General features: G+C 60.0%; 22 protein-coding genes and 1 pseudogene. 1 reads left to right on the top strand and 22 read right to left on the bottom strand.

What is annotated here, in order from left to right; all coding sequences use genetic code 11:
* Nucleotides 1-2: 2 nt before the first annotated feature.
* The 16 genes and pseudogenes from PM3016_RS41420 to PM3016_RS17955 form a co-directional block, all read right to left on the bottom strand.
* Nucleotides 3-941: pseudogene (locus tag PM3016_RS41420) on the bottom strand (DUF4179 domain-containing protein); the annotation flags it as partial.
* An 11-nt stretch (nucleotides 942-952) separates the two neighbouring features.
* The gene (locus PM3016_RS18025) at nucleotides 953-1,465 is read right to left on the bottom strand and encodes a sigma-70 family RNA polymerase sigma factor (RefSeq protein WP_014370416.1); all 513 of its coding nucleotides are present in this window, start codon (nucleotides 1,463-1,465) and stop codon (nucleotides 953-955) included.
* 123 nt (nucleotides 1,466-1,588) lie between these two features.
* Nucleotides 1,589-1,774, bottom strand: a complete 186-nt coding sequence (locus PM3016_RS18020; protein WP_013919617.1) for a hypothetical protein — start codon at nucleotides 1,772-1,774, stop codon at nucleotides 1,589-1,591.
* A 152-nt stretch (nucleotides 1,775-1,926) separates the two neighbouring features.
* Nucleotides 1,927-2,604 carry a class I SAM-dependent methyltransferase gene (locus tag PM3016_RS18015; protein ID WP_014370415.1) on the bottom strand — a complete coding sequence of 226 codons (678 nt, stop codon included), beginning with the start codon at nucleotides 2,602-2,604 and terminating at the stop codon, nucleotides 1,927-1,929.
* Between the two features lie 185 nt (nucleotides 2,605-2,789).
* Nucleotides 2,790-3,320: a DUF420 domain-containing protein gene (locus PM3016_RS18010; RefSeq protein WP_013919619.1), complete on the bottom strand. Its 531-nt coding sequence runs from the start codon at nucleotides 3,318-3,320 to the stop codon at nucleotides 2,790-2,792.
* A 231-nt stretch (nucleotides 3,321-3,551) separates the two neighbouring features.
* Nucleotides 3,552-3,761 carry a CLC_0170 family protein gene (locus tag PM3016_RS18005; protein ID WP_013919620.1) on the bottom strand — a complete coding sequence of 70 codons (210 nt, stop codon included), beginning with the start codon at nucleotides 3,759-3,761 and terminating at the stop codon, nucleotides 3,552-3,554.
* A gap of 51 nt (nucleotides 3,762-3,812) precedes the next feature.
* Nucleotides 3,813-5,042, bottom strand: coding sequence for a Ger(x)C family spore germination protein (locus PM3016_RS18000; protein ID WP_014370414.1), 1,230 nt, complete (start codon nucleotides 5,040-5,042; stop codon nucleotides 3,813-3,815).
* On the bottom strand, nucleotides 5,011-6,132 hold the full coding sequence (locus tag PM3016_RS17995) for a GerAB/ArcD/ProY family transporter (protein WP_014370413.1): 1,122 nt from the start codon (nucleotides 6,130-6,132) through the stop codon (nucleotides 5,011-5,013). Before PM3016_RS17995 ends, PM3016_RS18000 begins: the two co-directional genes overlap by 32 nt.
* Nucleotides 6,080-7,792 (bottom strand): spore germination protein, encoded by a 1,713-nt coding sequence (locus tag PM3016_RS17990; protein WP_014370412.1) that lies wholly within the window; start codon nucleotides 7,790-7,792, stop codon nucleotides 6,080-6,082. The genes PM3016_RS17995 and PM3016_RS17990 overlap by 53 nt, the downstream gene beginning before the upstream one ends.
* Nucleotides 7,793-8,037: 245 nt before the next feature.
* A complete protein-coding gene (locus PM3016_RS17985) occupies nucleotides 8,038-8,742 on the bottom strand; it encodes an ABC transporter ATP-binding protein (RefSeq protein WP_013919623.1) in 705 nt (234 codons plus the stop codon).
* Nucleotides 8,739-9,524, bottom strand: coding sequence for an ABC transporter ATP-binding protein (locus PM3016_RS17980; protein WP_014370411.1), 786 nt, complete (start codon nucleotides 9,522-9,524; stop codon nucleotides 8,739-8,741). Before PM3016_RS17980 ends, PM3016_RS17985 begins: the two co-directional genes overlap by 4 nt.
* Nucleotides 9,521-10,837 (bottom strand): branched-chain amino acid ABC transporter permease, encoded by a 1,317-nt coding sequence (locus tag PM3016_RS17975; RefSeq protein ID WP_014370410.1) that lies wholly within the window; start codon nucleotides 10,835-10,837, stop codon nucleotides 9,521-9,523. Before PM3016_RS17975 ends, PM3016_RS17980 begins: the two co-directional genes overlap by 4 nt.
* The gene (locus tag PM3016_RS17970) at nucleotides 10,838-11,821 is read right to left on the bottom strand and encodes a branched-chain amino acid ABC transporter permease (protein ID WP_014370409.1); all 984 of its coding nucleotides are present in this window, start codon (nucleotides 11,819-11,821) and stop codon (nucleotides 10,838-10,840) included.
* Between the two features lie 101 nt (nucleotides 11,822-11,922).
* Complete coding sequence (locus PM3016_RS17965) at nucleotides 11,923-13,155, bottom strand: branched-chain amino acid ABC transporter substrate-binding protein (RefSeq protein ID WP_014370408.1); 1,233 nt, start codon at nucleotides 13,153-13,155, stop codon at nucleotides 11,923-11,925.
* 391 nt (nucleotides 13,156-13,546) lie between these two features.
* A complete protein-coding gene (locus tag PM3016_RS17960; RefSeq protein WP_014651181.1) occupies nucleotides 13,547-14,581 on the bottom strand; it encodes a carbohydrate kinase family protein in 1,035 nt (344 codons plus the stop codon).
* A gap of 205 nt (nucleotides 14,582-14,786) precedes the next feature.
* Nucleotides 14,787-16,097 carry an ABC transporter substrate-binding protein gene (locus tag PM3016_RS17955; RefSeq protein ID WP_014370406.1) on the bottom strand — a complete coding sequence of 437 codons (1,311 nt, stop codon included), beginning with the start codon at nucleotides 16,095-16,097 and terminating at the stop codon, nucleotides 14,787-14,789.
* A gap of 343 nt (nucleotides 16,098-16,440) precedes the next feature.
* On the opposite strand from PM3016_RS17955, the gene PM3016_RS17950 reads away from it, so the two are divergent.
* A complete protein-coding gene (locus tag PM3016_RS17950) occupies nucleotides 16,441-17,052 on the top strand; it encodes a c-type cytochrome (protein ID WP_014370405.1) in 612 nt (203 codons plus the stop codon).
* Nucleotides 17,053-17,189: 137 nt separating this feature from the next.
* On the opposite strand, the gene PM3016_RS17945 is transcribed toward PM3016_RS17950, so the two are convergent.
* From PM3016_RS17945 to PM3016_RS17925, 6 genes are all read right to left on the bottom strand, one after another.
* Nucleotides 17,190-18,314 carry a carbohydrate ABC transporter permease gene (locus tag PM3016_RS17945; RefSeq protein ID WP_014370404.1) on the bottom strand — a complete coding sequence of 375 codons (1,125 nt, stop codon included), beginning with the start codon at nucleotides 18,312-18,314 and terminating at the stop codon, nucleotides 17,190-17,192.
* Nucleotides 18,314-19,435: a carbohydrate ABC transporter permease gene (locus PM3016_RS17940; protein ID WP_013919632.1), complete on the bottom strand. Its 1,122-nt coding sequence runs from the start codon at nucleotides 19,433-19,435 to the stop codon at nucleotides 18,314-18,316. Before PM3016_RS17940 ends, PM3016_RS17945 begins: the two co-directional genes overlap by 1 nt.
* A 12-nt stretch (nucleotides 19,436-19,447) precedes the next feature.
* Entirely contained in the window at nucleotides 19,448-20,395 is a 948-nt protein-coding gene (locus tag PM3016_RS17935; protein ID WP_274380010.1) for an ABC transporter substrate-binding protein, read from the bottom strand.
* Complete coding sequence (locus tag PM3016_RS40830) at nucleotides 20,358-20,861, bottom strand: extracellular solute-binding protein (protein ID WP_274380009.1); 504 nt, start codon at nucleotides 20,859-20,861, stop codon at nucleotides 20,358-20,360. Before PM3016_RS40830 ends, PM3016_RS17935 begins: the two co-directional genes overlap by 38 nt.
* Nucleotides 20,862-21,237: 376 nt before the next feature.
* Nucleotides 21,238-22,254 carry a LacI family DNA-binding transcriptional regulator gene (locus tag PM3016_RS17930; RefSeq protein ID WP_014370403.1) on the bottom strand — a complete coding sequence of 339 codons (1,017 nt, stop codon included), beginning with the start codon at nucleotides 22,252-22,254 and terminating at the stop codon, nucleotides 21,238-21,240.
* A 126-nt stretch (nucleotides 22,255-22,380) separates the two neighbouring features.
* Entirely contained in the window at nucleotides 22,381-23,403 is a 1,023-nt protein-coding gene (locus tag PM3016_RS17925) for a serine hydrolase domain-containing protein (protein ID WP_014370402.1), read from the bottom strand.
* Nucleotides 23,404-23,449: the final 46 nt, after the last annotated feature.

Here is a 23,449-nt window from a genome sequence, read left to right as displayed (position 1 = left end):
TGTCCAGCGCGCGGAACATCCCGCCCTTCATTGTCCGTAAGTCGCATGCCGACCGGTGAGAAAATCTGCTTCGTGTTGGCTTCGTCGTACTTCAGCAGAACATCCGCGCGTAGAGGCGTAACGGTCGCTTTCACAACGGTAATCCGCTGGCCATCCACCTCGAACGAGCGGTTGATTTCGAGCTCCCGCTTCTGCTCCGCGAACCGACTGGTGTCGATTCCGAACTGTACTTCCGCCGTCCTAGGCTCTGCATCCGCGGACGCAGACCTGCTCCAGGAAGGCGCATGATCCTCCGGCATTGCGACCAGATCCATTCGAAGCCGAATCTCATCCGGCAAGAGAACTCCTTGAGCCATATGGATGTCGATCATGCCGCGTTGAACACCACCATCTTCTTGCAGCGAATGAGCATCTCCATAGCTATAACTCGCCTGCAGGGAAATACCAGCTCCGTCCAACACTTGGGGATTTGTTACTCTCATCTTCCCCCCTGTTTCACTTCGCAGCGAATAGAATACGACCAGACGTCCCGGGTCCGCCAGTATACCGTCCACTGTGAACGACAAGCCGTCCTTCCCGCCCGACACACCAACCGGCTGCATGTAGTCGTGGGCCACAGCCACTTGTAAGCCCTGATCCGAAGATTTACCTACAAGCGCAACGAGGGTACGAAGACCCGGCAGCTCACCCAGTGCCGCTGCCCACACCGGAGAGACCCGAACCGTAATCCCTAGGGCCATAATAAGCATACAGACCGAAGCAGCGATCCAGACAAAACCCTTTCGACGGTCCCTCCGTACACGCTGCTCCTGTTTGGCCTTAGCGATGCCCCTCCGGATGCTGTCATTCAGCGCTTCACTGGCAGGCACGCTCACAGCCTGAAGCCGCTCCCCCGACTCTCTTAGCACGTCATCAACTTTCGATGTTCCCTCATCCCGCATACCAGTCACTCCTACTCATCCCTCCCAATCGAGCGGCGCAGCTGCTTCAGCGCTTTGTGCAGCCATGTTTTGACCGTCCCTTCCGGCCGTTTCAGCAGCTGTGCAATCTCCGCCAGCGTCATATCCTGATCGTATTTCAGCATGATGACATGCCGAAGGTTCGGCTGAAGCTCGCCAACCGCCTGCTCCATACGGATCTGCTCCTCCAGGCCTGCTCCGTCCGTCACGATCTCCTCGGGTATGCTGGCTGCCGGGAAGACCCGCCGGCGGCGCCGCTGTTCATCGATACAATAATAAATCAGTATCCGTGTCAGCCACGTGTCAAAATAACGGGGCTCCCTGAGCTTCGACAGCTGGAGATAGGCACGGCAGGTCACCTCCTGGATCGCTTCGAGCGCGTCGGCTTCATTCCTTACATAAGCGAAAGCGATGCGATACAGCCGCTCCCGCCTGCCGCTGACCAGCGAGAAGAACGCTTCTTCGTCGCCATCGATCGCGGCGAGGACCGTCTCATGAACGGACATGCCCTCCCCTCCCTCTACCGGATTAGACGGTCGGTAAGATCAAACGGTTTTCATCCTACCCTAAAAAAAGACACCGGACAGCCGCAATCCGATCCGCAGCTGTTCAGTGCCTTTCTCGCTCACTTACTCCTCTTCCTTCTCCGACTGCTCCAACGCCTGCGTGCCTATGACGGCGCATGAGCCCGGATAACCGTCGTTTGCCATCGTTTCCGCCAGATGCTCGCGCATCTCTTCATCACCGGGCAGGTCGGCTGTCAGCTTCACTACAGGCGCATGAAATTCCACATGGCCCTTCGGCTGCTTTGTCATGCTGCTGTACCTCCTTCTGCGGTCGTGGTTTCCACTTCTATCCTAGTATGGCACCCGCTGCACAAAGATACTCGGTTCCTTTTGCGTTCCTTCGGAGGGGTTTCTTCTTCGTATGGAGATACGGAACATATGTTCCCAACCCTATATTCCCATCACTCTGCCGGTTTGTCCGCCCCTACGATCCACATCGTGCTGCAAAAGGACTTCGTCACCATATCCATCTGCCGGTACAGCTCGACAGGAACATCCGGGTGCCGCACGCCGGTCGTCGAGCGGATGCTCAGGCCCGTCTCGGTGAGCGCCCGGTGAAGCTCCACAGGAAGTAGCATATTGTAGTTCGCCGGCTCCCCGTACAGCCTGCGGAAGGCGTCGTCGTGAGGAAGCGTCCGGGGCCCCAGAATGGCGGTAATCACCCCGCCGCCGGGCCGGGTAACGCGCTTCATTTCGGCCAGCAGGGCCATCGGATGCCGGACCCACTCCACGACGGTACAGGCGACGGTATAATCGAAGCTCCCGCTCTCGTAAGGGAGCTGACATCCATCCGCGAGCCGGATGTCGAGACCGGTCCGCCGGGCCGCGGCCGTCATCCCCGGCGACAGGTCCACGCCGCTGGCGCAAAAGCCGAGCTCCGCGAACCGCCGCGTTCCGATGCCGGGACCGCAGCCGACGTCGAGCAGACGGCAGCCTGCCGGCTCCCCGGCAAAGCTGCGCAGGTAGGCGAGCAGCTGCTTCCGGCCGCCCCGCTCCCACAGCGCCTCGTCCGAGAAGAAGGTGCAGTGCTCATCCCACCACGCTCCTTCGTAAAGCGGGTCGCTTTTTTCACCATTCATCGCTTCCCGTTCCCCCTCTCTCCTTCTCCAAAAACCAACCGCTCCCTCATGCATGTGGAGCAAATAGGCAATAAAAAACGCACCCGGCTCACAGCGAACGACCACGGATGTGTGTGATCTCTCGCTGATAAACCGGGTGCGCCTATGGCAGGCAGCCTATGAATGGTTCCTTAGGGCTTCCGGCCTTAATAGTAAGGCCGAATCATCAAGTACACGATCACGCCGGTCAGGCTGACGTACAGCCAGAGCGGCATCGTCCAGCGGGCAATCTTCCGGTGCTTGTCCACCTGGTTCGTAATCCCTCTGGCGAAGGTCAGCAGGGCAAGCGGTACGATCGCGGCCGCGAGAACGATATGCGTGATAAGAATGAAGTAATACACGGGACGAATCGCCCCCTGACCTCCGAACGGGGTGGATGGCGCCATTCCGTGGTAGGCGAGGTACGAGATCAGGAACAGCGCCGTGGTCGTGAACGCCGCATAGATGAACCGGCGGTGCCACACGATGTTCCCCCGGAGAATCAGGAACAGGGCCGCGAGCAGAAAGACGAACGTGAAGGAGTTCATCACGGCGTTGAACAGCGGCAGCAGCAGCAGATTAAAGCCCTCGGCCGGGTCGATGTTCGGCAGGAACAGAAGCAGGATCACGATCGCGTTGATCCCGATGGAAAGCCCCACGACCCAGGGGACATAGTTGAAGGAAGAAGATGGCTTCATGAATGACGGCGGCTCCTTTGGACAGTGGATTGCGATGCATTGTGCTTTGCTTTGATCATAAGCAATCGCGAGCGGCGAAGTCAAGGCAGCGGAGCCCCCGGAAGCCCCTCTCCCGGGAAGGCCGTGAACGTTCTGTGACCTGGGAGCCGCAGCACATTCGCCCGGGACACGGACCGGGATTCGCAGCAGACATCGCCTTACATCCAAGCATGGCACGGAAACACCTTTTCTCTACATCCACCGTTGAAACAGCCAGTTCCCGACCCCCGCACACAGGCCCAGCAGCAGATTCGACCAGCCGAGCCACTTGGCCACCTTGCCTTCCTTGTCCATGCCGCCCTGCCGGTAGCCTCTGACGTCCACAGCAAGAATCAGGAAGCCGCTCAGCAGCAGCAGGAACATCGTAAAATTCGCATACCCGATCGCCAATCCCGAGCCCATCTCCCGACCCTCCTTCTCAAGCTTGGTTCCTCATTACTGAGTCATTCCTGATTACGTGGCCTTCATCCCTACGCGGCGGACATGCACGCGGACGTCCATCTCGACCTTCAGCTCCTGGTACTGCTTCTGCCAGGCATCTTTCGTTCGGATATGGGCATTCCAGTAGTCGGGCTCCTTGGCTCGCACCTGCTCCCCGAAGCCGAAGATATCCGCCCGCTTCTCCTGGGTGAGGGCGATCAGGTTCTGGCTGGCCTCCTTGCTCTGCTGTGACAGCTGCGCTTCAATCCGGCGGACGACTTCGCTGCTGAGCTGCACGGTCTCGTTAAACTTGCTGATCAAGTTCCCTTCGATTGCCACGGTGACGCGAATCACCGGCTTGCCGTTCTCGATCCGTACCTTGAAGACGGACTTGCGGCTGCGCCCCTGGAACATGAACAGCTCCTCGGTTCCGGGGATGCGAACGAACGTTTGCCCCCCTGCCATACTGATCCCCATAATGCCCATATAGACGGGAATCTGGATCGGATTCGTGCTGCCGACCATGCGGTCCCCGCGGAAATAAGCCAGTCCGCTGATCTGTACATTCTGCTCTTTCATCAGCTCCACGTAAGGCAGATAACCCTCCTTGCCCTTGGACGAGACGGCACTCCAGAAGATACCGAGAAAATCATTCGGGAAGCGTCCCATCTTCACCGACTGGTCCATTGTCGTCATGAGGTACAGCGTAGGCACCCGCTCAAGCAGCGGGGAAGCCCGCATAATCCCCGCGGCAGAGCCTTGGGAGACGAACATCCAGTTCATCCGCCGGACTTCCGGATTGCGGCGGAAGTAATCGTTGAGGTTCTTGATGCCCTTGCGGGCGAGCGCCTCGGAGATCACGATAATCCGCAGATGGCCGAAAAAGAGGGGCGGCGACACCCGCTGCTGCAGCGTATTGATCGCATCGCCGATCGTGTGGCCTACGGCATCGACGACCCATACCGTACGCTGGCCGCCCCCGCCGCCTCCCCCTTCACCGGGACCAAGCGGAATCCGTCCCGGGACGGCAATCTGCACCGTGAGCCGCAGCAGGCCCGTCTCTTCGGCTGTCAGCGCGCCCCGCTCGTGCGAGGATTCCGTTTCCTTGCGTTCTTCGGCCGGGTCCGCGACATCCACCCCGATGCCCAGCACGACGGCCCGCTCTTCAATCTCCTGGCGGTCCCAGCAGCCGGCGAGCAGCGGGAACACGAGCAGCATGACGAGCAGCAGGTTACTTCGCGCTTTTAGACGGCCCGCTCTCATGCGTTTCCCCCCTTTTGCCCCGAATCCGGGCCACCAGCAGCAGAAGCATCGGATACAGGATGGTCACCCCCAGGCCGATCCGCCCGACATCCTCAACGATCCGGTACATGTGAATAATGTTGTCCGGCAGCATCGCGAGAATGAACAGGAACGGCAGCATGAAGAACGAGAACATCTTGTGGTCCCGCAGCCGCAGCAGCCTCGAGACGGCCCTAATCGTGAGATAATAGCTCGAGAAAAGCGTCGTGAACACCGCCGTTACCCATACCGCAAGAAAAGCCGCGTCGAGCCGCTCCAGAATGTTGCCGGGAAGCGTAGTCGTCTTAGCCAGCTCCAGGGTCGGCCACAGCAGCAGCTTCGTTTCTTCCGGGCCAAAGACGGCAACGGCCGCCGTTACGATGCTGAGGTACAGCCCGCCGGCAATCCCCATGCCCCATAGGCTCGCCTTCATCGCCTTCTCCGGCCGGCGCATCGCCGGGATGATGATCGTATGCACGAACGAGCCCTGCAGGAGCGCGGCGACGGTCACGATCCCGGGCAGCATCCCGACCGGCTCGTTGCCGAGCAGCGGGAGCAGATTCGTCTCCTCGGCGTTCTTCAGCGACAGCGCCACGATGAGGATGCCCGGGAACAGGATCAGCGGCAGGTAGAACTGGTGAATGTACACGAACGTCGTCAGGTTGTTGCGCGCGGATAAGGTGGCGAGCAGCAGCATGACGATGACCGTCACCTCGAGCGGCGTTTTGCGGAGAACCGAGGTGATGACAACCTCGCCGAACTCCCTGGCCGCCAGCGACGTCAGCACGGCGAAGAAGCCGATGATGAGCGCACTGCCGATCCACGCCGGCCATCGTCCGAGTACATGCTCGCTGTAGCCGATGATCGACTGGTTCGGAAACCGCATGCCGAGCTTCGTCACGGTCCACAGCCCCGTAAAGGCGAGCAGGATGCCAAGCAGCGTGACCAGCGGAGCCCCCGTGTCGGCGGCCCGGACGGCGAACAACGGGAGCGGGAGCACACCGACGCCGACGATCGTGCTAATCAGAACGGAGGTCGCCTGAATGACCGTGATCTGCCTCGGATATTCCATCGTCTCCCCCCCATTTTTCGTTGCCGGTTTTGATCGGATCGAGCGTATTGTGAATCGGCTGGTTCAGCTGCTCCTGCACCTTCTCTCCCACACGCACCTGATTCGGCGTATGCAGCTGGGCCGGACGTCTCCACATCGACCAGAGCGGCGCACGCATCACGGTGTCTTTCATGCCCTCAAAATTGCCCGGTACGACGGGGCTTAAGTAAGGCACACCGAACGAACGCAGCGACAGCATATGATTGGCGATGAGGATCAGCCCGATCATCACGCCGTACAGGCCGAACATCCCGGCGAGAAAAACAAGCGGAAACCGCAGCAGCCGCAGGGCGAGCGCTGCGTTGTAGGCCGGCGTTGCGAACGAGCCGATCGTCGTGAGCGCGATGACGACGACCGTGATCGGCGAGACGAAGCCGGCGGCCACGGCGGCCTGCCCGATGACGAGCACGCCGACGATCGAGAGCGCGCCCCCGATCTGCTGGGGCAGACGCAGCGTCGCTTCGCGCAGCACCTCCATCGAGGCCTCCATGATGAGCACCTCGACGACCGACGGGAACGGAACACCGGCCCGGCCGCCCGAGACCGCGACGGCGAATTCGGTCGGGATGAGCTCCGGGTTATAGGAGATGATCGCCACATACAAGCTCGGCGTGATCAGTGAGAAGGCCAGCGCCAGAAGCCGGGCCAGACGGATGAAGCTCACCATGACGAAGCGCTCCGAATAATCCTCGGTCGTCTGGTAGAACTGGCTGAAGACGGTCGGGGCGATCAACGCGAACGGCGAGCCGTCCACCATGATGATCACCCGCCCTTCGAGCAGATTCGCCACCGCCTTGTCCGGCCGTTCCGTGTTCTGCAGCTGCGGGAAGGGCGAGTAGTGATTGTCCTCGATGTACTGCTCGAGGTATCCGACATCCAGGATGCCGTCCGTATCGATCGCCGACAGCCGGCGCTGCACTTCCTCGACGAGCGCTTCATTCGCGATGCCTTCGAGGTAGCAGACGGCGACCCGGGACTGGGTTACGCGGCCGATCTTCGTCACCGTGATGCGAAAATCCGTCGTCGGCAGCCGGTACCGCAGCAGTGCAACGTTCGTGTCGAGCTGCTCGATGAAGCCTTCCCGCGCGCCGCGGATGACCTGCTCGGTTTGGGGCTGGGAGATCGAACGCTTCGTGACACCCGCCGTGTCCAGCAGCAGTCCTTCGCCGAGGCCGTCCACCACAATGACCGTCTGCCCCCGCAGGATGCCGTCGAGCAGCGTCTCCAGCTCCTCCTCCAGCTTGCCGTTGCTGTGATACAGCGCATCATGGAGGATGACCTCCTTCAGCCGCTGAAGCGGGAGCTCCCTGCCATTCAGGTGGGCGGGAAGGTACATCAGCGACTTCATGATCTCGCCGTTGACGGCCGCCTGATTGGCCATATTCGAGAAATAGATCACCGCCGCCGGGAACGTGCCGAAGATATGAAAGCGGCGGATGATGAGATCCTCACTGCCGCCAAGCGGCAGCTTTATCTTCTCCACTGCTTCCTCCAGCCGGTCGGGCACAGGGGTGACAGGCTTCCGACGTTCCCCGGTCGATGACCGGTCCGCTCCCATCGGCGCAGGGGACTCCGGTTGCCGGTTCTGCGGTTTACGGTATTTTCTCCTGCTCCAGAACATGAGCCGCCTTCCTTCCGATCACCGGGCATCGTCCGCCCTTATTTTGGGATTAGTATGCCACGGGGACCATGGGTTTATGTGGGAACGATTGACGAGCGGCGCGGAATGGGCGTGGTGAGGGGCTGAAGAGCGGATCGGGTTGAAAAGAAAAGAACCTGCCCGGAGGCAGGCAGGTTCTTTGATCCAAAACAACACAAACACTTGTTCCCGCGTCGTATTATTCACCTCATGTGAAGTCAAATCGATCATGCCAGGTAGGCTTCCTTCACTTGGGAGCTGGCAAGCAGCATCTTCGCGTCATCCTCCAGGATCACCCGGCCGGTCTGGATTACATAGCCGCGGCTTGCGATCTGCAGCGCCTGGAACGCATTCTGCTCCACGAGCAGGATCGTCATCCCGGCGGCGTTCAAATCCCGGATGATCGCGAAGATCTGCTCCACGATGACCGGCGCCAGTCCCATCGAAGGCTCGTCGAGCAGAAGCAGCTTCGGGTTCATCATCAGCGCGCGGGCGATCGCCAGCATCTGCTGCTCGCCGCCGCTCATCGTCCCGCCGGCCTGATGGTACCTCTCCTTGAGCCTCGGGAAGTAGTCGAACGCACGTTCGATTCGCTCCTGAATCAGCTTCTTGTCCTTGACCGAGAACGCACCCATCTCGAGATTCTCCTTCACCGAGAGCCTCGGAAATATGCGCCGGCCCTCCGGCACATGAGCGACGCCTTCCCGCGCAGTCACATGCGGCGGCTGAGACGCGATGCTCCTGCCGCCGAAGCGGATGTCCCCTTCGGTCTTCACCTGGCCGCAGATCGCCTTCAGCGTCGTGGACTTGCCCGCGCCGTTCGAGCCGATCAGGGTGACGATCTCGCCCGGCTCCACCCGCAGCGACACCCCGCGCAGCGCGTGAATGGCGCCGTAGTACGCGTGCACGTCCCGCAGCTCCAGCATGCTCATAACCCCGCCTCCTGTTCTGCCGCACTGCGGCCAAGGTAAGCCTCGATCACCCGTGGATTCGTCCGGACCTCCTGCGGCGTGCCTTCGGCAATCTTCTCCCCGTGCTCGAGCACAAGGATATGCTCCGAGAGCTCCATCACGAGCTTCATGTCATGCTCGATGAGGATAATCGAGATCCCAAGCTTCTCCTGCAGCGAGCGGATCAGCGCCGTCAGCTCCGCCGTCTCGCGCGGGTTCATGCCCGCCGCAGGCTCGTCGAGCAGCAGCACCTTGGGCCTGGCCGCCAGGGCTCTCGCAATCTCCAGCCTGCGCTGGGCGCCGTACGAGAGGGACCCCGCCTCTTCGTTGAGGAGCTCCTGCAGGCCGACCGCCCCGAGCAGGCGGTACGCCTCCTCGCGGGCCGCCTGCTCCTCCGCGCGGACGCCCGGCAGCCCGAGCAGCGTGCCGAGCACGCCGGACCTCAGGTGAATGTGCATACCGACGAGCACATTCTCGAGCACGGTCATGCCGCCGAACAGCCGGATGTTCTGGAACGTTCGGGCAATGCCGCGCTCCGTGATCCGATCCGGCTTCACGCCCACCAGCGAGCGGCCGCCCAGCTCGATCTCCCCTTCGTCCGGCTTGTAGATGCCGGTAATCATATTGAAGAACGTCGTCTTGCCCGCTCCGTTCGGCCCGATCACCGCAGAGATCGCCCGCTCGGGGAACGTGTAGGTGACGCCGTTCACGGCCGTGAGGCCGCCGAACCGTTTGACCAGCGACCGTACCCTGAGGGAACTCATCTCAGCATGCCTCCTTCCTTCGTGCCGCGGATCGTGCCGGAGCTCACCGCCGAAGAGACGACCGCCTTCGGGGCAGGAGCCGTCAGATGAGGCGGGTCCACCCGGCGGTTGCGCGAGGCGATCAGGCCGTTCGGCCGGAAGACGGCCATGAGGATGAGGATCGCTCCGAAGATGAACCGCTGCATCTTCGACGGCGACAAGGCGCTCGGTACCTGCAGCACGCCCTGCAGGGTCAGCTGGTTAAGCCAGTTCGTCACCTCGGTGAGCACCTGCAGGTTCAGGATCGTCACGAGGGCCGCGCCGAGAATGACCCCGGGCACGCTGCCCATTCCGCCAAGGACGACCATGACGAGAATCGTGGTGGACTCGAGCAGAGTGAACGACGACGGGTCGATGAACGTCTGTTTCGCCGCAAACACGACGCCCATCATGCCGGAGAACGAAGCGCCGATCGCGAAGGCGGTCAGCTTCGTGCGGATGAGCGGGATACCCATCGCCTGGGCGGCGATCTCGTTCTCGCGGACCGCCTTCCACGAACGGCCGAGCCTTGAATGCTCGAAACGCCCCACCGCGAAGATGATGAGCACGAGCAGCCCCATCACGATGAAGTAGAACTGGTTCGGATGCGTGAACGCATACCCGCCTGCCGTCGGCGGGGCAATCGAGGAGATGCCCATCGCCCCGTTCGTGATGTTCACCGGCTTCTCGAGATTGTTGAAGATGATCCGGATGATCTCCCCGAAGCCGAGGGTGACGATCGCCAGGTAATCTCCCTTGACCCGCAGCACCGGAAGGCCGAGCAGCACGCCGAACAGCGCCGCCATGAAGCCGCCGATCACGATAAAGAGCCAGAACGAGGAGCCGGAGAGCGGGAACAGATCACCCGGGATAAAATGATTCGCCTGGGCCGTGGAGAAAATGCCGTACGTATACGCCCCGATGGCGAAGAACGCCACGAAGCCAAGGTCGAGCAGGCCGGCGAAGCCGACGACGATGTTCAAGCCGAGCGCCATCGCGATATAGATCCCGCTCTGCGTCGCCACCTCCATGTACGACTGGTAGGCCGGCCCGCCGGAGGTCGCCAGCGGGATAACGAGGAAGATGAGCGCCGCGCCGGCCGCCCATTTGGTCCGGTTCGAGAAGGAGGTGTAATAGAGCAGGAGCAGCGAGGCCAGCAGCAGAAGGAAGGCCGTGACGGATTTTGTCAGGAGATGTACGCTCGCTGCAGTAACCAAAGCGTAGGCGATCAGCACTACCGCCTGGGCGGACGGACGGGACAACAGCTTCTTCGGAAGGAGCTCCATGGCGTTCACCTACACTTTCTCCTTGAGGGCTTTGCCGAAGAGGCCCTCAGGCTTCAGGATGAGGACAAAGATGAGGATCAGAAACGTGAACACGTCTTTGTATTCCGCGCCGAAGCTCCCGCTTGTCAAGAGCCCCAGGTTGGCGGAAGCGAACATCTCGAGCACGCCGATCGCCAGCCCCCCGAACATCGCCCCGCGGATATTGCCGATGCCGCCGAGCACCGCCGCCGTGAACGCCTTGAGCCCGAGGATGAAGCCGATGAACGGATCGATCGTCCCGTACTGCTGGGCGAACAGCACGCCGGTCGCTCCCCCGAGGGCGGAGCCGATGAAGAACGTCAGGACGATCACCTTGTTCACGTTGATCGACATGAGCGCCGCGGTCTCGCGATCCTGGGCCACCGCCCGCATGGCCACGCCCCACTTCGTCCGGTTGACGAACAGGTCGAGCCCGATCATGAGCACGATCGCCACACCGATGATCACCAGCGTGTTGGTCTTCAGCGAGGCGTCGCTGAGCCAGGAGACCGCCGACGAGGCGGGCACGGTGAGACTCTTGTCGAAGAGCGTCGTGCCGCTGACGATATAGTTGCCTGTCGTCAGCTCGGCGATGAAGCGGACGAGATCCTGCAGCACGAAGGACACCCCGATGGCCGAGATCAGGGAGATGAGCTTGGGCGCTTTGCGCAGCGGCCGGTAGGCGACCCGCTCGATGCCGACGCCCAGCACGCCGGTGAACAGCATGGCGGTGACCAGAATGAGCAAGTAAGCGGCCCAGCCGGGCAGGCCGGCCGTCGTGCCGGTGGATTCCATCACGAGCAGCACGGTGGTACCTACGAAAGCGCCGGTCATGAATACCTCGCCGTGGGCGAAGTTGATCAGCTCGAGAATGCCGTAGACCATGGTGTACCCGAGGGCCACCACCGCATAGATCGCGCCGAGCGCCAGACCGTCGATGAGTACCTGCGGCAGGGTTTGCAGTATGACTTCCATAGTCTTCAACTCCTTTGCCGGTGGGTTGCCCGACCGCAAAGAGGCATGCGTCCTGGAAAGAAGCACATACCTCTTATTCGGTCCGAGGAGAGGGATGCGGTCTATTTCTTCGCCACCTCGGAGATCATCGCGCCCGGATAAGCGGGACCCTCGAATTTATAGATGAATACCTTGGCGTACGTGTTGTCGCCCTTGCCGTCGAAGGTCACCTTGGTCGCTACCCCTTGGAAGTCCTTGGTCGCCCGGACCGCATCGCGCACCTGCTCGCGGGTCGGCACCTTGCCGCCGTTCGCAGCCATCGCGCTCTTCAGGCCGTTCAGGATGACGGACATGCAGTCATAAGCGTAAGCCGAGTAGCCGTCGGGTCCTTTGCCGAACTTGGTTTTGTACTTCTCGGCCCACTTCTTGCCCTCCTCAGTCTTCGTGATGTCCGCCGCGATGGAGCTGTAGAGCGCATCCTTGACCTTGTCGCCGGCAATATCCACGAGACCCGCGGAATCCCAGGCGTCGCCGCCCATCATCGGCACCATAATGCCTTTATCCCGCGCCTGCTTGATCAGAAGGCCGCCCTCCCCGTAGAGGCCGCCGAAGAAGATGAAGTCCGGTTTCTTGTTCAGCGCGATGTTCAGCACGCCGTTGAAGTCCTTCTCCCCGACCGTAATGCCCTCGTACCCCGCTACCTTGGCGCCGAGCTTCTCCGCTTCGTTCTTGAAAGCTTCCGCAAGCCCCTGCCCGTAGGCCGTCTTATCCTGGATGACGAAGACATTCTTCGCGCCGAGCGTCTTCACCGCATACTCCGCCGCCGCCGGTCCCTGGAAGTCGTCCCGCGCCACAATCCGGTTGACAACCTTCAGGTTGCGGTCCGTTACCTCGGTGGCCGTATTGGACGGCGAGACCATGACCGTGCTGTATTTCTCATAGACGACGGAGGACGGGATCGCCACGCCGGAGTTCATATGGCCGACGACCCCGAGGATCGCCTGGTCCGCTCCGACAAGCTCGGCATTCGCCACCCCTTTCTTCGGATCGCCCTGGTCATCATAGGGGACGAGCTGCAGATCGACGCCGAGCTTCTCGAACTCCGCCTTGTGGTCCTCCAAAGACAGCTGGGCGCCCAGCTTGATCGCCTCACCCTGCACCGAGCTTCCACCGGAGAGAGGCGACTGGGTTGCGATTTTGACCACCGTCTTGGCCGTGCCGCCCCCTCCGGAAGCGGGAGCCGTTCCGCCTGCCGCAGGGGTGGTTGAAGCCGGAGCCGGTGTAGTTCCCCCGCCGCAAGCAGTCAAAAACAAAGTCAAGCTGGAGATCAGTAACGCTGTCTTTGGTATCCTCATGAAACAACCTCCCGTGAATGAAATGGTGGAAAGCAATTTATATATGTTATTTATCTTTACATGACAATAACATAAATAGAACAATTCTGGCAATTGTCACATGGTATTTTTGTGTTATATGTAACGTATAAGTGAGTTTTCATGTGTAAAATGCTAAAAGGTAAGACAAAATTACAGAGATCATCCTTATGAATTGTATATTTGGTTATCAACTACATTATTATATGTTAATTAATATAACACGTTATTAACATAAATTCACGTACCCTTTCGTTCTAATCCGCCGGCCCGGCGGCCAACAGCTCGCCGCCACCTCCATTACCTCTCCGCATGACACAGCAATGAGCCGCTTACCCCAGGCCGGCAAGCAGCTCCCTTGTTCCGTACACCTTCATCCCTTCCGAAAATACCCAAGCAGCGGCATCAGCAGCTCATCCCGCCCGGCCAGCTCTCCCAGCGCCGTGCAGCAGTTATCCGGATGCCCGATCGTCCATGCCGCCATCCGCGTGCCCGCATCCGCCGCTTCCGGGAGCGGGCGGCCTGCGGCCAGCGCCAGGACGGTGCCGGAGAAGAACGCATCCCCCGCTCCGCTGGTGTCCACCACCTCCACCGGGCAGGCCGCCTGCACGCCCGCTTCGTCCGGCTCCGCCTCATAGTAGACCGATCCGGCCGCCCCCAGTGTTACGACCATCCGCCCGATGGAGCGGGACTGCGCGAAGCTCCGCAGCCTTGCGATCCGCTCTTCCGGCGTCATGCCGGCCAGCGGACCGGAGCCGAACAGCCGCTCCGCTTCGAATTCATTGCAGACGAACAGCGCAAGCCCTTCCAGCACTTCGGGATGCGACGCGATGACGCTGAAGTTGCTCGGCAGACCGTACACCGGCTTATCGAAGCGCCGGGCAAGAGCCAGAATGCTTTTCGTCAAAGCTTCGTTCAAATCCAGCACCAGCACAATATGCCCGGATTCGGCAATCACACGCTCGCCACGCTCGCCGACCAGCTTCTCGAACGCCGCCAGATCCGGCATATCGGAGATCGACCCCGCCGGAATCCCGTTCTCGTCGAGGACGGCCAGCCAGAAGCCCATGCCCTTCTCCGGCACAGCTGCGATGTGCCTGGTGTTCACGCCGTTCGCCCGCAGATGGTCGGTGACTGCCCGCCCGTTCCCGTCCTCATTGACGGTGGTGACCAGCGATACGGGCACCCCCAGGCGTCCGAGATTCTCCGCCACGTTCCTCCCTACACCGCCGTGCACGAACCGGACGCTCCCGAGATTGCGGCCGTCCGGCCGGTAAGCGCTGTGGGCAAAGCCCTTGCAGTCCATCAGCACCGTGCCGAAGACGGTGATTTGGGTGTTTCTCATTTGTGTGATCGTCATTTGTCCGTTTCTCATCTCCGTGTTCCTCGTAAGCTTCGTTGGTTCCATGATGTATAACCCTTCCTTTTACGTCTCATCGCCTAAGCATACCGGAAGCGGCACCCCGAAGACAATCCTGCGTACGCCAGGCCGACGTACCAGACAGGTGCGTGCTGGAACCAACGCGCCTCTTGCAAAAAAATCAAAAAAAGCGGGAGCCCCGGCACCAACCGGATCTCCCGCCGTTATGTTCTGCCGCGCTTCCCGCTGCGGATTACTTCTTGTTCTTCGCAAGAATCGCGTTCGCTTCCTTGCGGAACTTCGCAGCTGCCGCCTCGACGGTCAGCTTCTTGTACAGAATCTGCTCGCTCGTATCCCGCAGCAGCTTCTCGATCTCAACGGCACCCACCGGGCTCGGCGGATCCATTGGGGACGAATTGTTCTCCGCCCATGCGATATAATCGAAGATCTTCGCTTCGTTCGGCGTCAGGAGCGGCTTCAGCGCCTCTTTGACCTTGGAGGACACCGGCACGCCGCGGTCACCCTTGATCAGCTTGTTCGCTTCGACATCGTTGACGAAGAAGGAGATGAACTTCGCCGCTTCGGCTTTCTGCTTCGAGGAGTTCGTTACGGCAAAGTACATGCTAGGCTTCAGGAACAGCCCCTTGTTCCCATTCGGACCCGGGAGCGGGTGCAGCTCCAGCGGATTCTTCGAAAGGTTGGCCACCGCAAGGTACTGGTTCGACCAGCCGTTGGTCCACAGCGCTTTGCCGAGAAGCACTTCGTCTTCCTCCGCCGTGCCTTTCTTCTGCGCTTCCTTGTCGAGCGGGAGCAGATAGCTGGCATCATACCATTTTTGGTACATCGTGAAGTAATCGATGAACGGCTTATCGTCGGCATAGCCGATCTGGGAGCCATCCTCGCTGAACATCTTCTGATCGAGCGTTCTCAGGTAGTATGGGAAGAACACATCATGACGGAAGGCAAAGCCTCCGATCATCTTGCCGCCCGCCTTGGCTTTCTCCCCGATCGCCGTAAAATCATCCCACGTCCAATTCTTCGGCGGAGGCGTGATGCCGGCCTGCTTCATGAGCTCCGGATCGTACATCGTCATCAGGGCGTTCACGCCGAGATTCATCGCCATGAGCTTGCCGCCCACTTCCCCGCCCGACAGGGCATTCGGGGAGATCGACGATACATCCATCGTGCCGTCCTTCGTATAAGGCGTCAGATCCGCAAGCTGCCCGCGGCCCGCATACTGGGACAGATAGGAAATATCCATCTGCACGATGTCCGGCAGCTGATTGGCGGCGGCCTGCGGGGCAAGCTTCTTCCAATAATCATCGAAGGTCGCGTACTCGGCCTCGATCTTGACGTTCGGGTTCTTCTGCTGGTAGAGCTCAATTACCTTCAGCGTATAGTCATGCCTTGCTTGTCCGCCCCACCAGGCAATGCGCAGCTTCACCGGTTCGCCGGCCGCTCCGCCCGCCGCCCCTCCGGAAGCAGGCTCCGCAGGTCCCGAGGAACACGCCGCCGTAGTCAGCAGCATGGCTGCCGTGACCAGCACAGGAATGATTTTTTTCATGGTTGCACTCCGGTTTCGTTTCATCTCTCTCTTGTCCTCTCCTATCTCTTTGGAAACTACTGACATGCTTATTATCCCTCTGTCCGCAGGAAGAGGTAATGAAAATAGCCGTGTTTTTTGTTAAAAAAACAGAGGTTTCTCGGTCCTAGGTACAGACAACGGAGGCAATAGAGGACCGCCGTCGCCAGAGAACGCATGAAAGCGAACGGAGACAAAGGTGTGCAAACAAGTATATTGATGAAATGAATATTAAAAAATGAATTGAATCGGGATGCATTCTTGCCAATGTGTGGGCGCATATTAAAAACGGAAGAAAGCTCACAAGTCAGGGGGTGTTAGGGAAATGAAAAAGCAATGGACTATGGCCGCGTGTGCACTGGTCCTGCTCGGAGCTCTGACGGCCTGCGGCGGGAACAACAACCAGGATAACGCGGCGGAGAACACGCAGAATACCGAGACGAATACCGGTAAGCCTGAGAATACAGGCGGCAGCGGTACAGGCACCGATGCAGGCGGCACGGCCGGCGGCACCACAGGCGGCACGGCCGGCGGCACCACAGGCGGCGGCACCGACACTGGCGGTACGGCTGGCGGGACGACCGGAGGCACCACGGGCGGTACGACTGGAGGCGGCACCGATGCCGGAGGCACGGCAGGTGGCGGTACCACCGGCGGAACAGCGGGCGGTGGTACGGATGCCGGCGGCGCAGCGGCTGGCGGCACGGTCAATGCCGAAGCCGTCTACAAATCGCGCTGCATCGCCTGTCACGGAGCGAATCTGGAAGGCGGCCAGCGGGGCGGCAATACGAATCTCACGAAGGTGGGCGCCCGCCGCTCGAAGGAGCAGATTGCCGCGCAGATCACCAACGGCGGCAACGGCATGATGGCGTTCCAGAACATCATCACGGCCGACGAGATCAACGCGCTGGCCGAATGGCTTGCAGCGAAGAAATAAACGTCCGCAGATATCAGGAAGACAGCCGTACGGCCTTCGCAGGAACGGCTCGGATTCAACACAAAAACACGGCTTTCCCTGCCCCTATGGACAGCGGAACAGCCGTGTTTTTGCGGTGGAGTCTGCGTATTTCTCTATCAGCCCTTGACCGAGCCTCCAAGCAGCCCGCGTACAAAATACTTCTGCAGACCGAAGAAAACGGCCAGCGGCATGAGCATGGAGACGAAAGCGGCGGCGGTGAGCAGATGCCAGTCATTGCCTCTGGAGCCGACCATGTCGGCGATCCGCATGGAGAGCACCTGCACATCCGGCTGTGAACCGATGAAGATCAGGGAGACGAGATAATCGTTCCATACCCACAGGAACTGGAAGATCCCGATCGAGGCAATCGCCGGCACCGAGAGCGGAAGCACCAGCTTCGTGAAGATGGTGAAGTTCGATGCGCCGTCCATGAACGCCGATTCGAAGAGATCCTTCGGAAGCTGGGAGATGTAGTTGAACATGAAGTAGGTGGCCAGCGGCAGGCCGAAGCCCGTATGCGCGATCCAGATCCCGAGGAAGCTGCCGTTCAGTCCGAGGCCCGTAAAGTCCTTCATGATCGGGATCAGAGCGACCTGGATCGGTACCACGAGCAGGGCGATCACGACGACGAACAGCGTGCGTCTTCCGGGGAACTTCAGCCACGCGAAGCCGTAAGCGGCGAAGGAGGCGATAAGCACCGGAATAACCGTGGAAGGCACCGCTACGGTGAAGGTGTTCAGGAAAGCCCGGCTGAGATCGGTGCCCTTCTCGGTCTGCGTGCTTCCGTCTCCCATCGTGATCACATATTCTTTGCCTGTAAGTACGTTCTTATAGTTATCGAGCGTAAAATCCGCCCCCATCGTCCAGGAAGGCGTCTGCACATTGACGATACGCGCGCGCCGGTTCTCCCAGATCAGCCGGCGGTCTCCGGCCGCCACGCCGGCCCTGAGCTGCTCGTCGGTGTAGGCGGCACCGAGCACTTCAATCGGACCGCGCAGATCCGTATCCTTCGGCAGTGTAATCTGTTCGGCGGTAGCCCAGTCCTTGTGCGGCAGCACCTTCCACCATCCGGTCTGGAGAATGTCCGCGGCAGGCCGGAAGGAAGAGACGAGCAGACCGACGGTCGGAATGAGCCAGAGGAGACAGAGGAAGCCGAGTACGCCGTTGATGAGCCATCGGGATCCGCCTTTTCCGGCCCCCTTGCGCCTCCTGCGCCCTGACGCTTGGTTCGCTGCTGCCATTACAACCCTCCCTCCTTCCGGAACTGCCTGAGATTAAACCAGAGCACCGGGATGACGGCGATCAGCAGTACGATCGCAAGCGTCGAGCCGTACCCGAAGTTGCGGTACATGAAGAACTGCCGGTAGAACTGGGTCGCCACGACCTCCGTGTCGTACTGTCCCCCGGTCATGACCATGACGACGTCAAAGATCTTGAGTGTAAAGACGATGATCGTCGTCGTCACCGCCAGCAGCGTGCTGGAGATGTAAGGGATCATGATGCGGAAGAAAATGCGCACCTCGCCCGCCCCATCCACCCGGGCCGCTTCCAGCAGATCCTCCGGGATGCTTTTGATCGCCGCGGAGAAGATCACCATCGCGAAGCCGGTCTGCATCCAAACCAGGATGGCAATGAGGAAAAGATTGTTCCACGGCTGCAGCATCGACGTCCACGCCATCGGTTCGCCACCGAAGTACACGACAACGGCGTTCAGCAGACCGATCTGTTCCTGCTCCGGCTGGTAATAGTAGATGAACTTCCAGATCACGCCTGCCGCGACGAAGGAAATCGCCATCGGCATGAACACGATCGCCTTCGCCGTCCGCTCGAACGAGCTGCGGTCGGCGAGGATCGCGATAAGAAGGCCAAGGCCCACACAGGCGGCCGTGCCGGCAGCCACCCACAGCAGGTTGTTGCGCAGGGCGACGAGCAGCAGCCGGTTCGTGAACACCGCCGCATAGTTGGCAAGGCCCACGAACCGCTCCGAGCCGGCATCAAGGAAGCTTAGGTAGAGCGTCCTCAGCGTCGGCAGCAGGAGGAGCCAGCCGAGCAGCGCCACAGCCGGGCCGATGAACACATACGGCTGCACCTTCTGCCGGGCCCGGTCACTGTACTGCTCCACCACCCAGTTCAAGGAGAGGAAGAGCAGGTAAATCCCCGCTACGCCCCATAGGACAGCGAGCAGCGCGTACAGTATCGGATGCAGGGCGGCTGTGCGAAAATACTGAAAGATCCCGTAGTTCACCGCCCCGTTGAGCAGCGGGACCCCGAGTGTGAGAAGCAGCAGCCTGCCGAAGGAGGGGGCCGACGGGGGGTTCCCGGCTGCCGGCTCCTTCGGCGGATTCGGAATGTCGGGGTTCATGGCTCCACCCCTTTACTTCTTGTTCCAGCCGGCTTGAATCTCTTTCAATGCGCCGTCCAGGTCGACCGTCCCGCTGACGTAGTCGGTCATCCCTTTCCAGAACGTGCCCGCACCTACGGAGCCCGGCATCAGGTCGGAGCCGTCGAAGCGAAGAGTCTTCGCTTCCTGCACGAGCTTCGCCATACGGCGGTCGACATCGGTGGAGTACCAGTCCAGCGAGGCATCGTTCATCGGCGCGATCACGCCGCCAGACTGCACCCACGTCTTGATCGATTCACCCTTGGAGAAGAACTGCAGCACGGCGCGCACTTCCGGACGGTCATTGAACATGGCGTAAATATCGCCTGCGACCAGCACCGGATTGCCGTACTGCGGATCGATCGGCGGCAGGTAGAACCAGTCGTAGTCCACGCCGGCCTTGGCCGTGTTAGGGAAGAAGCTCGTGATGAAGTTCCCTTGGCGGTGGAGCCAGGACTTCGCCGGGTTCGTGAACATCGACTTCGGCGCATCACCGAAGGAGGTGGTGACAATGGATTTGCGACCGCCGTATACCAATTCGTCATCCAGCCAGATCTCGCCCATCTTCTCAACGGCCTTCTTGACTTCGGGAGACGTAAACGGCAGCTCGCCCTTCACCCACTTGTCATAGTTCTCCGGCGTGGTCGTGCGCAGCATGATGTCCTCGATCCAGTCGGTCGCAGCCCAGCCCGTCGCCGCACCGCTCTCAATGCCGATATTCCACGCTTTATCGCCGTCCTTGGCGATCTGCCGGGAAAGCTCGAGCATTTCGTCCCAGGTCTTCGGCACCTTATAGCCCGCTTCGTCGAATTGCTTTTTCGGATACCACACCAGACTCTTCACGTTGCTCCGGTTCCAGACCCCCGCCATGATCTTTCCGCTCGGGCCGTCCATCGTGGCCATGTCAATCCAGGAGGCGTTGTAGTTCTTCTTCAGCCGCATTTACGTCCATCACCTTGTTGACATCGATGACCTTGCCCTTCTTCGCGAAGGATCCGAGCAGGCCCGGCTGCGGGAAGTCCGCAATATCCGGCGCGTTGCCGCCATCCACACGGATGGAGATCGTCGCCTCGAACTCCTTGGAGCCTTCGTACTGGATATCGATGCCTGTCTTGCCCTCGAACTCCTTGATGCTCGTCTCGAATTTCACCTGATCGGCATCCGTGAACGGCCCGAACATCGTGACCTTCGTGCCCTTGAACTTGCCGGCAAGCGCTTGATCGTATTCGGTGCTCCCCGCTGCCGGTGCAGCGGCGGGTTCGCTCTTGGCCGGCGCCGTATCCGTCTTGGCCGGAGCGGCGGCGGGTTGTTCGGCTGGAGTGCTGCCGCCGCAGGCCGTCATGAGCATGGAGGAAGCGAGCAGGACGGAAACGGCAGATGCGCTTTGCTTACGGAAGCGTTTGGACATAGGTTAAGTTCCCCTTTCCTATATGGACATGCTGGAATGAACAACCTTGAATGCGATTACATTTTATTCTGGAGCAGACGCCAAAAAGCCCAATTCATAGAGGTCGAACAGGCCGAAGGTTATGATTAATATCATTAAATATAAACCTTGTTAAATTAATTTCGAGTTATATCTGCGCAAAGGGACGAGCCTGCATCGTACCGGAGTCCCTTGCCGGTCCCGCTCTCTCGCATCGCCAAACAAGCTCGCGGACAGGAGCGTTTTTCCCATGATGAACTGCGTTCACAAGATCACCTGCCTTGAAACAGATTCACAACTCGTAAGGACCTTGGGGACCTGGTCTTTGAAAAGCTTTTCAAAGAAAACCAACAAAGCGTTATTGAGTCCCCTTCCCGGGTGCGGCGGAGGAACGGACGATAAGGCTGTGCGGAAGATATTCCCGAAGGGGGGTAACACTCCCGTGTTCAATCAGCCGGTGCAGCTTCTCGACTCCCTTGTATCCCAGCTCGTACACAGGCTGCGCCATCGTAGTCAATTGGGGGATGGTCATCTCCGACATTCTGATATTGTCAAACCCGACTACCGACACTTCATCCGGAACGCGGATTCCACGCTCATGCAAAAACGACAGCACCCCCATGGCGAACTCATCGGATGCGGCGAAAACCGCCGTGGTCTGCGGATGCTGCCCGAATAAGCGCCCCGCTGCGCTGCGGGCCTCATCGTACCAATGCTCCGCATAGATGACCTGGCCCCCCTCATGGGGCAGGCCGTGTTCCCGCAGCGCACGCATGTAGCCCTGATAACGCGGCAGCCCCGCGATCGGGTCGCTGAGCGGCAGGGAAATCATACCGATGCGGCGGTGACCGAGACCGATCAGATAGGACACCGCATCATAGGCCGCTGCTTCGTCATTGATCTTCACCGAGGGCAGCTCATATTCCAGAGAATGCGTCGACACGAGCACGACAGGCAGGCGGAACCGCCGGATCTCAGCGTAATAGTCCGGATATACCGTTTCGGAGGTGAACAAAATCCCGTCGACCTGCTTCTCGTTACAATTCTCGAGATAAGAAATCAGCCGTTCCTTGTCCCTGTCGGTATTGCAGATGATGATGCTGTAGCCAAGCGACTTTGCCGCATCTTCCATTCCCCGGATGACACCCGCATAGTAAGGGTTGCGGATGTCGGGAATAAGCACGCCGAGCGTATGCGACTTCTTGTAAATCAGCCCGCGTGCGAAGGCATTGGGCTGGTACTGCAGCCTCTCGATGGCCTGCAGCACCTTCACCCGTTTGCTCTCCACAACCGAGTCCGGCGCATTCATTACCCGCGATACGGTAGAGATCGATACCCCCGCCAATTTCGCTACATCCCTGATGGTTGGTTTCATGACATTCTTTCCTTGCAGATAAGTTTGGAAAACAAGTTGGAGAAGGATGATGAAAACCTTTTCAAGATAAGTTGATTATAAATGACAGCGCTTTCCTATGCAAGAAAAAAATACAGCTGCTTGGCTCTACAAGCAGCCGGCAACGGTATCGCCGAACCCCCGGATGTCGGCCAAATAATCATAGCCCGGCGTGGAGCCCGCCCGGTTCAGCATCCTTACAGCCACCACTTGATGGGAAGGAATGACAAGCACCGCCGCTCCGGTATACCCCAGAATCTGATAAGAGCCCCGCGGCACCCGCTCTCCAAGCTCCGTCCGGCGGGAAGGCCGGTCTTGGATGAACCAGAAGCAGCCATTGCGCGGATGCTCCGGGTCCGGCAGAGAAGGACTCTGCAGCGTGGTGGAAGTACGGATGACCTCTGCGGATACTTCAGGCCAGCCCCGGATACTTCCCGACCGGAGGTGAAGATATCCCCAATACGCGAGCTCCCGGGCAGACACGTACAGGTTGCTCTGATCGCCCTCCGTCCCGGCGCATTCCGCCTCGGACCAATAGGGATCCCGCGGATCGTACAGCACTTCCACCAGCCGTTCATGGGCTCCGGGAGGATACCACCCGCTCTCCGAGAAGGCCAGCGGACGGAAGACCTGTTCCTCCAGAATGTGCGCAACCGTGCAGCCCGACGCCCGCTTGATCATCCGCGTCAGCAGCTCCACCCCGATGCTGCGGTATTTCCATGAAGTCCCGGCAGGAAAATTCCGGGTGATCCGCCCCCCTTCCACTTTCAGACCGTGGGTATGCGTTAGCAGATGCCGGAACGTGACGCCTTCCAGCACGCCGGCATTCTCCTCCGGCAGATAGCCGGATACCTCGTCATCCATCGAGCCCATGTATCCCTGCTGCAGTGCCCAGGCCGCCGCGAACCCGATATAGCTTTTGCGGACCGAAGCGACATGAAACCGGGAATCCTCCTGTATGCACCGCGCTCCCGGCTGATCGGAATGCCGCCCCCAGTACGACTCACAGGCGATCGCACCGTTATGTATAATGACCACTGCCGCCCCGGAGGCCGATAGAGCTCCCATGGAGCATTTCACATGCACCGCTGCAGGATTAAACCGGGAATCCGCTTCCCTTTGCAGCTCCATAAATCCCCCTCCATAGTCAGATGATCAAGATGTGGTATCTATTCGA

The sequence above is a fragment of the Paenibacillus mucilaginosus 3016 genome (assembly GCF_000250655.1).
GTDB classification, from domain to species: Bacteria; Bacillota; Bacilli; order Paenibacillales; family NBRC-103111; genus Paenibacillus_G; species Paenibacillus_G mucilaginosus.
Note: the sequence above shows the minus strand (reverse complement) of the source record. Positions and strands in the feature narration are given on the sequence as shown.

What these genes read in the sequence shown, in the direction of transcription:
- PM3016_RS17925 (WP_014370402.1), bottom strand. Translation starts at nt 23,403, where the DNA reads ATGGAGCTGCAAAGGGAAGCGGATTCCCGGTTTAATCCTGCAGCGGTG.
- PM3016_RS18015 (WP_014370415.1), bottom strand. Translation starts at nt 2,604, where the DNA reads ATGAATGGTGAAAAAAGCGACCCGCTTTACGAAGGAGCGTGGTGGGAT.
- PM3016_RS17965 (WP_014370408.1), bottom strand. Translation starts at nt 13,155, where the DNA reads ATGAGGATACCAAAGACAGCGTTACTGATCTCCAGCTTGACTTTGTTT.
- PM3016_RS17955 (WP_014370406.1), bottom strand. Translation starts at nt 16,097, where the DNA reads ATGAAAAAAATCATTCCTGTGCTGGTCACGGCAGCCATGCTGCTGACT.
- PM3016_RS18005 (WP_013919620.1), bottom strand. Translation starts at nt 3,761, where the DNA reads ATGGGCTCGGGATTGGCGATCGGGTATGCGAATTTTACGATGTTCCTG.
- PM3016_RS18000 (WP_014370414.1), bottom strand. Translation starts at nt 5,042, where the DNA reads ATGAGAGCGGGCCGTCTAAAAGCGCGAAGTAACCTGCTGCTCGTCATG.
- PM3016_RS17940 (WP_013919632.1), bottom strand. Translation starts at nt 19,435, where the DNA reads ATGAACCCCGACATTCCGAATCCGCCGAAGGAGCCGGCAGCCGGGAAC.
- PM3016_RS17970 (WP_014370409.1), bottom strand. Translation starts at nt 11,821, where the DNA reads ATGGAAGTCATACTGCAAACCCTGCCGCAGGTACTCATCGACGGTCTG.
- PM3016_RS18020 (WP_013919617.1), bottom strand. Translation starts at nt 1,774, where the DNA reads ATGACAAAGCAGCCGAAGGGCCATGTGGAATTTCATGCGCCTGTAGTG.
- PM3016_RS17945 (WP_014370404.1), bottom strand. Translation starts at nt 18,314, where the DNA reads ATGGCAGCAGCGAACCAAGCGTCAGGGCGCAGGAGGCGCAAGGGGGCC.
- PM3016_RS17960 (WP_014651181.1), bottom strand. Translation starts at nt 14,581, where the DNA reads ATGGAACCAACGAAGCTTACGAGGAACACGGAGATGAGAAACGGACAA.
- PM3016_RS17980 (WP_014370411.1), bottom strand. Translation starts at nt 9,524, where the DNA reads ATGAGTTCCCTCAGGGTACGGTCGCTGGTCAAACGGTTCGGCGGCCTC.
- PM3016_RS17990 (WP_014370412.1), bottom strand. Translation starts at nt 7,792, where the DNA reads ATGTTCTGGAGCAGGAGAAAATACCGTAAACCGCAGAACCGGCAACCG.
- PM3016_RS17935 (WP_274380010.1), bottom strand. Translation starts at nt 20,395, where the DNA reads ATGCGGCTGAAGAAGAACTACAACGCCTCCTGGATTGACATGGCCACG.
- PM3016_RS17995 (WP_014370413.1), bottom strand. Translation starts at nt 6,132, where the DNA reads ATGGAATATCCGAGGCAGATCACGGTCATTCAGGCGACCTCCGTTCTG.
- PM3016_RS18025 (WP_014370416.1), bottom strand. Translation starts at nt 1,465, where the DNA reads ATGTCCGTTCATGAGACGGTCCTCGCCGCGATCGATGGCGACGAAGAA.
- PM3016_RS17950 (WP_014370405.1), top strand. Translation starts at nt 16,441, where the DNA reads ATGAAAAAGCAATGGACTATGGCCGCGTGTGCACTGGTCCTGCTCGGA.
- PM3016_RS40830 (WP_274380009.1), bottom strand. Translation starts at nt 20,861, where the DNA reads ATGTCCAAACGCTTCCGTAAGCAAAGCGCATCTGCCGTTTCCGTCCTG.
- PM3016_RS17930 (WP_014370403.1), bottom strand. Translation starts at nt 22,254, where the DNA reads ATGAAACCAACCATCAGGGATGTAGCGAAATTGGCGGGGGTATCGATC.
- PM3016_RS18010 (WP_013919619.1), bottom strand. Translation starts at nt 3,320, where the DNA reads ATGAAGCCATCTTCTTCCTTCAACTATGTCCCCTGGGTCGTGGGGCTT.
- PM3016_RS17985 (WP_013919623.1), bottom strand. Translation starts at nt 8,742, where the DNA reads ATGAGCATGCTGGAGCTGCGGGACGTGCACGCGTACTACGGCGCCATT.